Below are 14,132 nucleotides of genomic sequence, written 5' to 3'. Positions count from 1 at the left end.
GCTCAGCGAAGCAGCAGGTCGACGCGGTCGTATTCTTCCGGCGTGGCGACCAGCTTCACGACTTCACGCAGGTCGGCACGATCGATGAAGTGATGCGCGCGACGCGCCACGATGTCGCGCCGCACGACACCGCCGAAGCCGATCACCGTCGCACCGGCGTCGCCGGCTTCCAGATCGGTGATGCCGTCGCCCACCATGACGACGCTGTCCACCTCGCCCAGCACCGCCCTGCACACTTCGGCCTTGCCGCCGCTGCGCGCCAGCGGCGATGCGCGGTCGAAGCCGGCATAGGCACCGGCGTCGTCGAACTGCAGGTCGACCGCATGCACGCGCTCGTCCGGCACACCGAGGTGGCGTGCCAGCGCCAGCACCGCCTGCCGGATGCCGCCGCTGACCACATGCACCTGCCAGCCCAGCGCACGCAGAGCGGCGACCGCCTTGCACGCGCCCGCCACCCGCGTATCGATGTAGCGCTGGCCGAGCGCCTCGATGGCGGCAGCGTCCGGCCGGATCAGGTCCAGCCGCGCGGCGTAGGCGTCTTCGAGTTTCAGCCGGCCGTCCATCGCCGCGGTGGTCAGCGGCACGACCTGATCGACCACGCCGGCCTGTTCGGCCAGCACGTCGATGCCTTCAATCGTCGACAGCGTGCTGTCGCAGTCGAACAGGATGGCACGGTTCATTCGGAGGATTCCTGCTTAACGGTTTCATAGGCCCAATCCAGCCAGGGCGTCAGGGCGACGACATCTGCGGCATCGACCGTGGCGCCGCACCAGATGCGGAAGCCGGGTGGCGCATCGCGGTAGGCCGCAACGTCGAAGGCGGCCTCTTCCAGCTCGAGCAGCGCGCACATGCGGCGCACCCGCGCCCATTGCATGGCCTGTGGCTGCGCGGTGAACCACGGATCGACAATCTTCAGACAGACCGAGGTGTTGGAGCGGGTCGCCGGGTCTTCAGCCAGGAAGGCCGCCCAGTGACTGCGTTCGATCCAGCGCGCCAGTACGTCGAAGCTGGCCATGCTGCGCGCAATCAGGCCGGGCAGACCGCCGATGGATGCAGCCCAGCGCAGCGCATCGATCTGGTCCTCGACACACAGCATCGACGGCGTATTGATCGTGCTGCCGGCAAACAGGTCTTCGATCAGGCCCGCCTTGTTGGTCATGCGGAACAGCTTCGGCACCGGCCACGCAGGCACATGGCGTTCGAGCCGCTCGACCGCGCGCGGGCTGAGCACGATCATGCCGTGCGCCGCCTCGCCGCCGAGAACCTTCTGCCATGACCAGGTGGTCACGTCGAGTTTCGGCCACGGCAATTCCATCGCGAAGGCGGCCGACGTGGCGTCGCAGATCGACAGGCCGCTGCGGTCGTCGGCAATCCAGTCACCGTCCGGCACGCGCACACCACCGGTCGTGCCGTTCCAGGTAAACACCACGTCGTGCGTCCAGCTGACGGCACTCAGGTCAGGCAGGCAGCCGAACGGCGCTGCAAATGTGCGGGCAGCGGCCAGTTTCAGCACGCTGTCGACGTCGGTCACCCAGCTGTGACCGAAGGTTTCCCAGGCAAGACAGTCGACGTCGCGCTCGCCGAGCAGCGACCACAGCGCCATTTCGACCGCCCCGGTATCCGAGCCTGGCACGATGGCGATACGGTAGTCATCGGGCACGCCGAGCACGGCGCGGCTGAGGTCGATGACCTCTTTCAGCCTGGCCAGGCCCTGCGGTGCGCGGTGCGATCGACCGATGAATGCCTCGCCCAGCGCCGCCAGCGTCCAGCCTGGGCGCTTCACGCACGGTCCGGAAGAAAAAGACGGCCGCAACGGATGGATCAGGGGCTTCTTGGCGGTCATGGCGTGACGGTCACTGGTCATTGAACGAAAAACTGGCACCGACACATGAGCCGGCCCGGTGCCTGGCTGCGCCGGACGAGCGCAAATCGCGGCGAAGTATAGCGGCAGCGATGCTGAGGCGCAGAACGGACCTGGCAGGCGCAACGTGCGATACGGACGGGGCGTGCGAGCATGCGCTGCATGCAGGGGCCTGGAGCGCCTCAAGGTGCGCCGGAAGGCCGGTTGTAACAATAATTGGCATTCCCGGAGGCCTGCATGAAAAAGGCCGTGACAGGTGTCATGCCTGTCGGCAGACACACAACCTAGGTTGTATTACATAATCGCCCTGAAACGCAGTCATGGCGCAGTAACGCATGCGTCCGATGCTGCAGGACTTCGCTCGATTCGGATATCAAAGTCATGAAAAACTCACTTTCGACCTTGCTGGTAATGGTCATGTCGGCTCCACTTGGTGCCCTTGCCGTCGACCTTGCGCCTGCACTGCCTGGAAGCTATGGCACAGGCGGCGGCGCCGATGCGCTTTTCGTCAAGATCGATGACAACTGGCAGGGCAGCACGGTCCTGTGGGATGAAGCCACGCTCTCCTATGGCAGCGGACAACCGATATCCGACTTTGCCTGGGGCACCGGCATCTGGGGCATCGCCGACTGGCATGCGCTGATCGACCAGCCGGCGGGCCAGTCCGGCATCGTCGAACGCTGGACCGGCATCGCGAGCCAGGTGAATTTCGGCAACACGCTCTACAACGACATGTATTCGTCTCAGTGGGGCAGCACATTGCCGCTGCCGCTGAGCGAGTCAGAGACCAACTGGCTGTCGCGCTTCGACGGCTACATCCGCATCACGGAGAAGAGCCACTACAACTTCGGCGTACTGTATGACGACGGCTTCTTCTTCAATCTTTACGGCGCAGACGGCGCGATGCTGTCGCTGGTCAAGGACGGCGTGAATCCGCGAGACCGGCTCGGCTTCGAGCAGGACATCCTGCTCGACGTCGGCCTGTACCGCTTCCAGCTGGGCGCCTACAACCGGCTGGAAGCAGGCGTCGTCGACCTGCGCTGGTCGCGCGAGGGTGCCGCCGACTGGACGCTCGTGCCGACCGAGAACCTGCTCAGCCTGACACAGCCGCTGCCGGTACCCGAACCTGCGACCTGGTGGATGCTGCTGGGCGGGCTGGGCCTGATCGCCGTCGCCGCCCGGCGACGTGCCTGATGCGCCGTGAACCGCTGCGCGGCGCGGGCCAGCGGCTGGTGCATGTCGCCGTCGTCGTCGCGGGGTGGCTCCTGTTCGGCTGGGCCTGGCTGCTGGTCGGTCGCGACCTGCCTGACTATGGCGTACTGGCCTGGATGATCGTTGCTACACTGATCATCAGCCCGGCGGTGACGCTGTACTGGGTACTGCACAATCTGGCGATTTTCAAGCTCAAGGGCCCCCGGCGCCAGTTGCCGGACACGAAGGCCGAATACGTGCAGGACTGGGCCGGGCGCCCGGTGGTGGCCGACTGGGAGATGCTGCGCACCGCGCGCATCACGGTTATCGGCGTCGTCAATTCCCGAAAGCTGTACCGCTGTCTCGCGCAGCGCAGCGTCGATCCAGGAGTGTCGCGACTGTTCGGCAAGGGCTGACCCGCGGTCATGCAAGCAATTGAAGGCCTGCTGATCAGCTTTCAGTACACCGGGACCTACGCGGTGGCGCTGTTTTTCTTTGCTGCCTACCCCATCATTTCCAGCCTGGTGTGGATCACCACCTCGTTGTTCTTCGTGTTTCGCTGGGAACGTGACGAGCCGGGTGCGGCGGCGCCCGACCGCAGCTTCGCTCCGCCGGTCAGCATCCTCATTCCGGCGCACAACGAAGACGCGGTGATCGCGCGCTCGCTGGTCGCGGTGTGCGCCGTCGAATATCCGGACTACGAAATCGTGGTTGTGAATGACGGCTCCAGCGACGGTACCGTGCGCCAGGTGCTGCCCTTCGTGCAGACCGGCCGGGTGCGCCTGATCGACAAGCGCATCAACGAAGGCAAGGCGATGGCGCTGAACGATGCGTTGCCGATGCTGCGCGGCGACATCGTGCTCATCATGGATGCCGATGCGGAGCCCGAGCCCGACATCCTGTGGCATCTGGTCCCGCACTTCCAGAGCGCCCGCGTCGCTGCGGTCACCGGCAACCCGCGGGTGCGCAACGTCGACAATTTCCTGAGCCGGCTGCAGGCGATCGAATTCACGTCCATCGTCAGCCTGCTGCGGCGCTCGCAGCGCATCTGGGGCCGCATCGTGACGGTGTCGGGCGTGGTGGCCGCCTTCCGCAAGAGCGCCGTGCAGTCGGTCGGCGGCTTTTCGCCCGACATGCCGACCGAAGACATCGAACTGACCTGGAAGCTGCAGCGCCACTTTCACGACATCCGCTACGAGCCGCACGCCATCGTATGGATGACCGTGCCGACGCACTTCCGGGCGCTGTTCCGGCAGCGGCTGCGCTGGGCACGCGGCCTGATGCAGGTGCTGCGCCGCCACCGCGACGTCATCCTGCACTGGCGTTACCGCCGCATGTGGCCGATGTTGATCGAATCGGTGCTGTCGATCTGCTGGGCCATCGTATTCGTCGCAATGACTGCCCTGTGGATCGCGTCGTGGGCGATCGGCTTCCCGCCGGTCGGCGCTTCCCCATTGCCCAATCTGTGGGGCATGGTGATCGCCACCCTGTGTCTGGTGCAGCTCGCCCTGGGCACGCTGATCGACCATCGGTATGACCGCGGAATCTGGCGCTATTTTCCGTACGCCGTGTTCTATCCGCTTGTTTACTGGGCCTTCCTTGCGATCACCACCTGTATGTCGCTGCACCACCTGTTTGTTGCGCCTGCGCGACAGTCCATCACGTGGAACACGCCGCGCACCGGGCGCGAGGCCTGATACTTTTGTTATACGACTCGCCCGCAACGTCCCGCTCCATGACGCGCGCACTGCCCGCCCTGACGCTCGCCCTGACCCTGTTGCTTTCGCTGCCCGCAGCGAAGCCCGCTTTCGCCGCTCACCCGCAGCGAGAGGAAGCGCGCAGGCTGGTCGACGCGCGAGAGTACGCACCGGCGATCGAGCTCTACCGCGGGCTGGTGAGCCAGTTTCCGGGCGACACCGATCTGCTCATCGAAGCCGCCCGGGTCGAAGGATTTGCCGACCGCAACGAGGCCGCCGCCGACCTGTATGAGCGCGCCCTGCACGTGGCACCTGCCCGGCAGGCAGACATTCTCCCTTCACTCGCCTGGCAGTCGCTCTGGGCCGGTCGTTTCGAACGTGCCGCGGCGCTGTTCCAGCAGCGGATGAATGGCTGGTCCGACGCAGCCTCGGTCAGCGACAGCCGGCGCGGCCTGATCGAATCCCTGATCGGCCTGGCACGTTCGCGCACCGCAACGCAGGACTACGCCGGTGCGCTGGACATCTATGCACAACTGGCACAGGTCGACCGCGCGGATGCGGCACGCACGGCCGAGGTGGCGCGCGTGCTGGGTTACGCCGACCGCAACGCCGAGTCGGCACTCACCTGGCGACAGGCGCTTCAACTCGCGCCGGAGCGGCGCACCGACTGGTTGCTGCCGCTGGCCTGGCAGACCTTGTGGTCTGGCGATGCCGCGGGGGCCCGTACGCTGTTCTCGGAAGCGCACGCCGAAGGAATCGGCTTGCCTGAAACCTGGCGCGGCCTTGCTCAGGCCTGCGCCGCGCTGGACCGTCACCCCTGTGCGGCCGAGGCGTGGCGCAAGCTGCTCGCCGCCCGGCCGGACGACCGCACGGCGCAACGCGGCCTGGCGCGCGCCTTGGTGTGGTCGGACGATCCGGCTGGTGCGCGGGCGATCTACGCCGCCCTGCTGCAGGCCGATCCGGACGACGCCGATGCACAGCTTGGTCTTGCGCAGGCGGAGAATTTCTCCGGTCGGCACCGCGTCGCAGTCGGTGAGTTCGACCGGCTGGGCACCTCTGCGGACCCCGGTCTGAACGTCGCGAAGGCGCGCGCCCTCTACTGGGCTGGCTACGCCGACGACGCCCTGCCGCTGCTGGTCGATGTCACCGACGAAGGCGCGCTGTGGCTGCGCGATTTCCGCATCCGGCGCGACACGCAGCACTACGCTTCGGCCGGCATCGACTGGTCGGACGACGCCGACCGGTTGCGCATCGTCACGCCGTTCGCGCTGGCCGGCTGGCGACGTTCGCCGACAGAACTTTTTGAGGTCGGCGTGCGTCTGCCGCAGATCAGCGGCTACGAAACCGGAACACGTTCGCCGCGCCGCAGGATCAGTGGCCGCGAAATCAGCGCGACCTGGGGATTGCGTATGGGCGAGGTGCGGGGCAGCCGCGGCACGCTGTGGCCCAGCTTCACGCTCGGCCGACGCGATTACGACGGCTGGCAGAGCACGGTGTGGCGTGCGCGCCTGCGCTACGTCCCGGCCGATCTTTGGCGCATCGACGCGGAAACCGGCAGCGGCATCATCGACACCATCAGTGCGCTGCGCAACGAAGTGAATTTCCGCGACGTGTCGATCGGTGCGACCTATACGCCGACGCCGCGCTGGAGCTTCGCCGGCAGCGTCGCGCGGCTCGAATTCGACGACGACAACCAGCGCAACCGCATCGCCTGGCGCGGCGATTATGCGCTGTGGACGCGCCCGCAGATCCGGCTGGGCATCGAGGGCAACCGCTTCGAAAACAGCCGGCCGTGGGACGTCAACCGTGCCAACCGTGGTTACTACAATCCTGACCGCTATCTCGAATACCGGGCCTTCATGTCGATCTACGACGACGTCCGCCCGTGGAGCTATTACGCCAAGGCGGCGTTCGGTCGCTACGACGAGACCGATGGCGACGGCAACGGCGCGTCCGGTCGCAACTACCTGCTCGAAGGCTGGGTCGCCTACGACCTCGGGCCCGGCTGGCAGCTGCGCGCAGCCGCCGGCATGTCCGACAGCGAGGCCGGATCGCCGGGTGGCGGCAGCGGCTACTGGCGCCGTTTCGGCAGCATCACACTGAACGCCTGGTTCTGACCGGAACGCGACGTTCGCGTGTTCTACTGGATCGCAAGGATGGCAACACGCTTTCATCAGTGGGCCGCTGCGTCGCCCGGTGTCGAATGACGCTCACCCAGAGATCGAATCACCGACGACCAGCACGTCGCAGTCGGACTCCGACAGTACATGTCGGGTCACGCTGCCGAGCAGCATTTCCTTGATGCGGTTGCGACCGTGCTTGCCGAGCGCGATCAGATCGCAGCGCTCCTGCTGCTGCACCTCGCGGATCAGCGAACACGCATCTCCGTGGCGAACGATGATGCGCGACTGGTCGGCAATGCCGGCGCTCGCCTGCAGTGCTTCCATCTGCTGGAAAGCCGAGCTGCGTTCGGCAATCCGCAGCGCGTGTATTGCCGCGTCGTCGATGCCTGCGTAGCGCAGTTTGCCTTCGAACGGCAGTTCGAAGGCGTGCAGCAGAATGATTTCGGCGCGCGGAGCGAGCACGCGTAAGGTCTGCAGCGACGGTTCCGACGCCATCGAGAAATCAATAGGCACGAGCACGCGACGGTAGGGTGCATCAGGCGGCTGGCGTACCACCAGCACCGGCCTCTTCATCACGCCGAGCATGCGCTCTGCCGTTGAGCCCAGCATCAGGTGGCGCATGAAACCCTCTCCGCGCGCGCCCACCACCAGCAGATCGGCATCGAGCTGAACGGTCTGGTCAACGATTTCCTGTACGACCGCACCGGTCAACACGCGCACTGCAGCGGATACTCCGTGCGTCTGCCCCAGTTCGTCGGCGAGCTCACGCAGCGTTCGGCAGGCATCATCGACGATACGCTGCTCGACCGTCGGCGCGCCGGTGCCGAGCATTTCATGCAACGCCGCCATCACGCCGATGCTCACCGCATGCATCAGCGTCAGCTGTGCACCCGTTTCCCCAGCGAGCTGAAATGCGCGCGCAAGCGCGTCCCGGGCCGGCGCAGACAGATCGGTCGCCGCGAGAATGTTACGGATTGGCTTCATGTCGCTCCTCCCTCTTGCGTATCAAATCGAACAGGTGTTCCACAACGTAATCCACCGCGTTGCGGAACGGATACAGCACGATCGGAGCACCCGCGCGCTTGAGCTGCTCACCCTGCACATCGTCACGGGCCACGATCGCGACCTCGCCGGTAAAGTTGCGCGCCTTCAGCGCCGCCAGCCACTCCCGGTTCGACTCGAGGTCAGGCAGGGTGCTGATGGCCCACTGGACGGTATCGAGCGGCAGGCTGTCGAGGAAGTGCGGATCCTGGGCATCGCCGAAATCCACCTGTACGCCGCGCGCGCGCAACTCGAGCACCACCTCCGGATCGAAGTCGATGCCGCGCACGGTCAACCCGGCGTCGGCAAGTTGCAGCGCAAGCCGTTTCCCGTACCGCCCGAGCCCGAACACCATCACGTCGGTCGCACCGGAAGGTTCTACCCCGCTCTCCACCCTCTCCTCGCGGTACGGATGCGTGCGCTCGAACATCGACAGCCAGGGCGACAGCCTCTCGAACAGCGGCTGTGCATGAATGATCATGTAGGTGGACAGCGCAATGGTGACGAGTCCGACCAGCGTCGTCAGCCCCAGCGCCTCGCGGCCGATGTGGCCCAGCGTAATGCCCATGGCAACGAACACGATGGAGAATTCGCTGATCTGCGCGACGGTCAGACCGGCCAGGAAGCCGGTGCGCTTGCGATAGCCCATATACCCCATGATGGCCATCACGATCAGCGGGTTGCCGATCAGCACGAAGGCGCTGAGCACGATCGCCGGCACGACTTCATCCCCCAATGTCGACAGATCGAGCCGGGCGCCGAGGTCGATGAAGAAGAACAGCAGCAGGAAGTCGCGCACGCCGGTCAGGCGGGCGCTCATGGCTTCACGGTAAGGGGTCGATGCCAGCGAAAAACCCGCCACGAAGGCGCCGGCTTCCTTCGAGAAGCCGGCCCACTCGCCCAGTGCGGCAAGGCCGGTTCCCCAGGCAATCGCAAACAGCAGCAGCAGTTCCTGCGAGCGCGCCATGGTGCGCACCAGCGGCGGCAGGATGTAGCGCATCAGCACGAAGATCATCAGCGCGGCGCCCGACACCCGCGCGAGCAGCGAAAGAACGACCTCGGTGGCGCCCGCATCGCCGGCGCCGCGCAGCGCACTCATGGCCATCATGGCGAGCACGACCGCGATGTCCTGAACGATCAGGAAGCCGACCGCAATGCGCCCGTGCAGCGAATCGAGTTCACGTTTGTCGGACAGCAGCTTGACGATGATGATGGTGCTGGAGAAGGTCAGCGCAACCGCGACATAAAGCGCTTCCATCGCGCCTCTGCCGAGCAGCAGCACCAGGATGAAACCGAACAGTATCGTGAAGCACAGCTGGCCCAGACCGGTTGCCAGTGCAACGGGTCCGATGCGCCGGACGTGCGAAAGGTCCAGTTTGAGCCCGACCACGAACAGCAGCACCGCGACGCCGATCTGCGCCAGCAGGTCGATCTGGTCATGCGCCTGGACAAAACCGAATGCCGCCGGCCCGGCCAGTATGCCGACCACGATATAGGCGATCAGCACCGGCTGGCGCAGACGCACGGCCAGCGCGCCGGCGACCGTGGTCAGGCCGAGCAGCAGCGCCATTTCGGAAAACACGCTGGGTTGCATCCCCTCGGTCACCATGAAGCGTTCTTCTCCCGCATCCTTGCCGCCCTGTCGATTCCGCATCCGGCACAGGGGGTCGCCGACGGAAACGACCGTCGTCGCCCCGCCGCGACGCCGCGTACATAAGGCCTCACTCTGCAATCAGATGCATCCGGCTTTCATCCGGACTCATCGCATCGTCATTCATTTCGATCCGGTGCAGCAGTTGCAGCACCTTCCCGGCCTGCTCTGCAGCAAGACGCATCGCGCGCGCCCGCTCCAGCAGCGCATCCATGCGCGCGATATCCAGTGCGTCGGCAGCGGCGGCGCGCAGAATCGCGTCCTTCAGGGCGGCATACGCGGTAACCAGCGCATCGGGCAGCACTGCGGCAGCCGGCAGAGCTACCGCATCCCCGGCTGGCAGCACCAACGCGAGCCATTCGCGAACGTGCGTGCGAAATCGCGTCTCGCAACTCACCACGTCGTCCGGAAGCGGTCCCGAAGGAACCGGTTCAGCCATCAGGGATGCCATACGGGCGACCGTTTCGTAGTACCGCAACTCGCGCAGGACGCGGGGCAGGCGCTCGCCACTGGCTGCACTCATCGTGCTGCGGTGGATGCTGACGACGAATCCGGCGACTGCCCGGGTGAGCCGGTCGAATGAATCACGCTGATGGGCGATCGATGCTGGCGCTGCGCCATCCAGTGCCGACAGCACCATTCCCCTTGCCATCGCGCCGACCCGGCGCGCCTCCAGCGCCAGTGCATCCAGTGCCAGCGTAGGCACAGAAAGCACGTTCGAGTCGAGGTGCTGCGGATGTCCGGCGTCTTCGTCGGGAGTAACGAAGCGCGCCGACAGGGCCCGCTCCAGCCGCATGGAAAGGGGCCACATCAGCAGCACGCCGAGCACATTGAACGTGGTGTGAAACGTCGCGAGAACGGTGGTCGCCGTCGGCTCGAGTTCCAGCACATCCGTCATCCATGCGACCAGCGCAAGCAAGACCGGAAGACACAGCAGGGCAACGAGCGCGGTGATCAGATTGAACGCCACGTGCGCCGCAGCCGTGCGTCGCGCATTCGGTGTCGCGCCCAGTGCGGCGATGATCGCGGTGATGGTGGTACCCAGGTTCACGCCTATCACGCCGGCAGCGGCCACCGACAAGGGCACCACGCCACCCGCCACGGCGGTCAGCACGACGGCCATCGCGGCACTCGAAGACTGCATGAGCGTGGTCAATACGATCCCGACGAGTACGGCGGACAGCACTCCGCCGGCTCCACCGGCTGCCCAGGCGTCGAAACTGACAGCGGACCCGAGACCTCCGAATGCCTCCCGCAACACATCGATACCCAGGAACAGCGCACCGAAGCCGGCGACCGTCATGCCGATCGCTCCCCGGCGCGACCCTTCACCGGTCAGACGCAGCAGCATGCCGACACCGATCAGCGGCAACGCGAACAGCTCGATCGGCAGCTTGAAGCCGACCAGCGCAACCAGCCAGCCGGTCATCGTGGTACCCACATTGCTGCCGAAGATCACCCACATCGACTGACCCAGCGTCAGCAGGCCCGCATTGACGAAGCCGATGGTGGCGACCGTCACCGCACTCGACGATTGCACCAGACCGGTCACCAGCACGCCGGACAGCAGTGCGCGCAGCCGGTTGCGCGTCCATTCGGCCAAGATGCGCTCCAGCGCGGGGCCGGCAGCCAGTTTGAGTCCGTCCGTCATGAACCCCATGCCGAGCAGGAACAGGCCGAGCCCGCCAAGGAGGTGGAAGAGCGATTCCATGAGGTCAGCCGCTCTGCCGCCCGCGGCGTGCCCAGGAGCGAACCGCCAGTTTCTCCAGTTCGATGATGACCATCAGCAGTGCGCCGAACACCAGGACCGGCCACCAGTCGCTCATCTGCGGCGGGGCGGTGCCGAACAGCATCTGTGCCGCCGGCAAATAGTTGAACAGCCCCTGCAGCACCAGCAGCACGAGAATGGCGAGCAGCACATAGCGGTTGCCCGTGACACCCTCGAAGGTCAGCGAACTTGCGGTGAGGTGGCGCACATTGAACAGATACACGATCTCGCCGAACACCAGCGTATTCACGACGACCGTGCGCGCCAGTTCGAGCGATCCACCCTCATCAAGGATTCGCAGGAACAGGAACAGACCGCCGGTCACCAGCAGCAGCGACACGAACACGATGCGCCACAGCAGGAATCCGGTCAGCAGCGGTTCGTCCGGATTTCTCGGCGGACGCTGCATGATGTCTGCTTCCGGTGTTTCGAATGCGAGCGCGAGCGACAGGGTGACGGCGGTCACCATGTTCACCCACAGGATCTGCGCCGGCGTGATCGGCAGCGTCAGGCCGAGCAGGATGGCCGCGACCAGGATGCCGGCTTCGCCGCCGCCGGTCGGCAGGATGAAGATGACCGACTTGCGGATATTGTCGAACACGGTGCGGCCCTCTTCCACCGCGGCGGCAATCGACGCGAAATTGTCGTCGGCCAGCACCATCTCTGCCGCCTCCTTGGCAGCTTCGGTGCCCTTGTCACCCATGGCCACGCCGACATCGGCGCGTTTCAGGGCGGGCGCGTCATTGACGCCGTCGCCGGTCATCGCCACCACGTCGCCGTTCGCCTGCAGCGCCTGAACGATGCGCAGCTTGTGTTCCGGGCTGGCACGGGCAAATATTTCGGTGCCACCGACCGCGGCGCGCAGGTGCCCGTCATCCATCTGTTCGATCTGCGGGCCGGAGAGCACGCGCACCGTGTCGCCCAGACCCAGCTGTTCGCCGATCGCACGGGCCGTGACGGCATGATCGCCGGTGATCATGCGCACGGCGATGCCGGCACCGCGGCAGCGCGCCACCGCGGCAACCGCCTCCTCGCGTGGCGGATCGGCGAGTCCGAGCAGCGCAAGCAATGTGAAGCCGCCGGATTCGACGTCGGCGAACGTCAGCGTGCCCACCGATGCGTCCATCGGCTTGATGGCCAGCGCCAGCAGGCGCATGCCCTCGGCCGCGACGGACTCGCTGCTGGCGAGCCAGTAGCGCAGTTGAATCGGCTGCGCATCACCGCCCTCGCGCTGTTCGCGACACAGTTCGAACACGCGCTCGGGCGCGCCCTTCAGCAGCATGAAGGCATGACCCTGATGATCGTGATGCAGGGTTGCCATGAAGCGGTGTTCGGATTCGAACGGGATGGTGTCGATGCGCGGCAGCCTGTCCGATTCGTGGCGCGCATCGAGGCCGGACTTGAGTGCCAGCGTGATCAGCGCACCTTCGGTCGGATCGCCTGCAAGTACCCATCTGCCCTCGCCATCCGGGTTCAGCGCGGCGTCATTGCACAGCAGCGCGGTGCGGCCGATCTCGACCAGTTCGGGACAGTCGGTCAGTTCGCATTCACCGTCGCCGCGTGCAAACCCGCCTTGCGGCGCGTAGCCCGCACCACTCACCCGGAAGGTGTCGCGCGCCGTGACGACACGCTGCACCGTCATTTCATTGCGCGTCAGCGTGCCTGTCTTGTCCGAACAGATGACCGTGACCGATCCCAGCGCCTCGACCGCCGGCAGGCGCCGGATGATCGCGTGCCGCTTCGCCATGCGCTGGACGCCGATGGCCAGCGTCACGGTCATGATCGCGGGCAGCCCCTCCGGAATGGCCGCCACGGCCAGACCGACCGCGGCGAGAAACATGTCCGCCACCGAATAGTCACGGACGAGTATGCCGAAGCCGAAGGCCAGTGCGGCAACCCCGAGGATGGTCCAGGTCAGCCATGCACTGAAGGCCGCCATCCTGCGCGTCAGCGGTGTGGCCAGTTCCTGCACGCCGGCGAGAAGCGTGCTGATGTGGCCGATCTGGGTGCTTGCACCGGTCGCGACGACAACCCCCGTCCCCTGACCATAGGTCACCAGCGTGCCGGAAAAAGCCATCGATCGGCGATCGCCGAGCGCCGCGTCATCCGCGCACACCTCGGTGTGCTTGTCGATCGCCACCGACTCACCGGTCAGCGCGGACTCGTCGATACGCAGGCTGCGCACGTCGAGCAGCCTCAGATCGGCGGGAACACGATCGCCGGACGCGAGAAACACGATGTCGCCCCGGACCAGTTCCGCGGCGGGCAGATCCATCCGGCGTCCGCCGCGCAGCACCTGCGCGCGCGGCGAAAGCATCTTCCGGATGGCATCGAGGGCCGCTTCGGCCTTGCCCTCCTGCAGAAAGCCGATCAATGCATTGATGAGCACCACGCCGGCAATGATTGCGCTGTCCAGCAGGTGCCCGAGCAGCGTCGTCACCACGGCAGCACCGATCAGCACACGGATGAGCACGTTTTCGAACTGTGCAAGCAGGCGTTGCACAACGCTGCGCCCGGCCGGCACGGGCAGGCTGTTGGCGCCATCCGCCACGAGTCGGCGCGCCGCCTCGTCGGTGGTCAGTCCGGCCTCGCGCGCGCTGCCGACCGAAGTCAGGGTGGCTGCGCCGGTGAGCGCGTGCCAGTTTTCCGGCCGCGCAGGCGTGTCTGTCGGCTGCCGCATTTCAAGGCTCCTTCGGGTTTCGACACAATCCTAAACGCGCTGCGCGACGATTTCATTTGCGCACTCAGCAAATGCAGGCAAGCTTGAGGGCGATCAAGAAAAGCTGAAAACCCGTGGGGA

The 14,132-nt window shown here is 65.9% G+C and carries 10 protein-coding genes; 4 read left to right on the top strand and 6 right to left on the bottom strand.

Features of this window, described 5'->3' with window-relative positions:
- Nucleotides 1-2 precede the first annotated feature (2 nt).
- Both NMQ14_RS07755 and NMQ14_RS07750 read right to left on the bottom strand, forming a co-directional pair.
- Nucleotides 3-680 (bottom strand): HAD-IB family phosphatase, encoded by a 678-nt coding sequence (locus tag NMQ14_RS07755; RefSeq protein ID WP_257094936.1) that lies wholly within the window; start codon nt 678-680, stop codon nt 3-5.
- Nucleotides 677-1,843 (bottom strand): phosphoserine transaminase, encoded by a 1,167-nt coding sequence (locus NMQ14_RS07750; RefSeq protein ID WP_257094934.1) that lies wholly within the window; start codon nt 1,841-1,843, stop codon nt 677-679. Before NMQ14_RS07750 ends, NMQ14_RS07755 begins: the two co-directional genes overlap by 4 nt.
- Nucleotides 1,844-2,242: 399 nt before the next feature.
- On the opposite strand from NMQ14_RS07750, the gene NMQ14_RS07745 reads away from it, so the two are divergent.
- Genes NMQ14_RS07745 through NMQ14_RS07730 form a run of 4 tightly spaced genes read left to right on the top strand, consistent with a single transcriptional unit; the run spans nt 2,243 to nt 6,866 of the window.
- Complete coding sequence (locus NMQ14_RS07745) at nt 2,243-3,055, top strand: PEPxxWA-CTERM sorting domain-containing protein (RefSeq protein WP_257094933.1); 813 nt, start codon at nt 2,243-2,245, stop codon at nt 3,053-3,055.
- On the top strand, nt 3,055-3,468 hold the full coding sequence (locus NMQ14_RS07740; protein ID WP_257094932.1) for a hypothetical protein: 414 nt from the start codon (nt 3,055-3,057) through the stop codon (nt 3,466-3,468). The genes NMQ14_RS07745 and NMQ14_RS07740 overlap by 1 nt, the downstream gene beginning before the upstream one ends.
- Nucleotides 3,469-3,477: 9 nt before the next feature.
- Entirely contained in the window at nt 3,478-4,749 is a 1,272-nt protein-coding gene (locus tag NMQ14_RS07735; RefSeq protein WP_257094931.1) for a glycosyltransferase, read from the top strand.
- A 38-nt stretch (nt 4,750-4,787) separates the two neighbouring features.
- Entirely contained in the window at nt 4,788-6,866 is a 2,079-nt protein-coding gene (locus NMQ14_RS07730) for a tetratricopeptide repeat protein (protein WP_257094930.1), read from the top strand.
- Nucleotides 6,867-6,959: 93 nt separating this feature from the next.
- Here NMQ14_RS07730 and NMQ14_RS07725 read toward each other — a convergent pair whose 3' ends face one another.
- The 4 genes from NMQ14_RS07725 to NMQ14_RS07710 all read right to left on the bottom strand — a co-directional run bounded on the left by NMQ14_RS07725 (nt 6,960) and on the right by NMQ14_RS07710 (nt 14,012).
- On the bottom strand, nt 6,960-7,856 hold the full coding sequence (locus tag NMQ14_RS07725; protein WP_257094929.1) for a universal stress protein: 897 nt from the start codon (nt 7,854-7,856) through the stop codon (nt 6,960-6,962).
- Nucleotides 7,840-9,567, bottom strand: coding sequence for a cation:proton antiporter (locus NMQ14_RS07720; protein WP_257094928.1), 1,728 nt, complete (start codon nt 9,565-9,567; stop codon nt 7,840-7,842). Before NMQ14_RS07720 ends, NMQ14_RS07725 begins: the two co-directional genes overlap by 17 nt.
- A 67-nt stretch (nt 9,568-9,634) precedes the next feature.
- Entirely contained in the window at nt 9,635-11,275 is a 1,641-nt protein-coding gene (locus NMQ14_RS07715) for a Na/Pi cotransporter family protein (protein WP_257094927.1), read from the bottom strand.
- A gap of 4 nt (nt 11,276-11,279) precedes the next feature.
- Nucleotides 11,280-14,012: a cation-transporting P-type ATPase gene (locus NMQ14_RS07710; protein WP_257094926.1), complete on the bottom strand. Its 2,733-nt coding sequence runs from the start codon at nt 14,010-14,012 to the stop codon at nt 11,280-11,282.
- Nucleotides 14,013-14,132 lie beyond the last annotated feature (120 nt).

It is taken from the genome of Methyloversatilis sp. XJ19-13, from assembly GCF_024580155.1.
Taxonomy (GTDB): domain Bacteria; phylum Pseudomonadota; class Gammaproteobacteria; order Burkholderiales; family Rhodocyclaceae; genus Methyloversatilis.
This window is presented reverse-complemented; position numbering and strand designations above follow the sequence as displayed.

Bases quoted from the DNA above. Each gene is read 5' to 3' on its own strand.
- NMQ14_RS07755 (WP_257094936.1), bottom strand. From the start codon at position 680: ATGAACCGTGCCATCCTGTTCGACTGCGACAGCACGCTGTCGACGATT.
- NMQ14_RS07750 (WP_257094934.1), bottom strand. From the start codon at position 1,843: ATGACCGCCAAGAAGCCCCTGATCCATCCGTTGCGGCCGTCTTTTTCT.
- NMQ14_RS07745 (WP_257094933.1), top strand. From the start codon at position 2,243: ATGAAAAACTCACTTTCGACCTTGCTGGTAATGGTCATGTCGGCTCCA.
- NMQ14_RS07740 (WP_257094932.1), top strand. From the start codon at position 3,055: ATGCGCCGTGAACCGCTGCGCGGCGCGGGCCAGCGGCTGGTGCATGTC.
- NMQ14_RS07735 (WP_257094931.1), top strand. From the start codon at position 3,478: ATGCAAGCAATTGAAGGCCTGCTGATCAGCTTTCAGTACACCGGGACC.
- NMQ14_RS07730 (WP_257094930.1), top strand. From the start codon at position 4,788: ATGACGCGCGCACTGCCCGCCCTGACGCTCGCCCTGACCCTGTTGCTT.
- NMQ14_RS07725 (WP_257094929.1), bottom strand. From the start codon at position 7,856: ATGAAGCCAATCCGTAACATTCTCGCGGCGACCGATCTGTCTGCGCCG.
- NMQ14_RS07720 (WP_257094928.1), bottom strand. From the start codon at position 9,567: ATGCGGAATCGACAGGGCGGCAAGGATGCGGGAGAAGAACGCTTCATG.
- NMQ14_RS07715 (WP_257094927.1), bottom strand. From the start codon at position 11,275: ATGGAATCGCTCTTCCACCTCCTTGGCGGGCTCGGCCTGTTCCTGCTC.
- NMQ14_RS07710 (WP_257094926.1), bottom strand. From the start codon at position 14,012: ATGCGGCAGCCGACAGACACGCCTGCGCGGCCGGAAAACTGGCACGCG.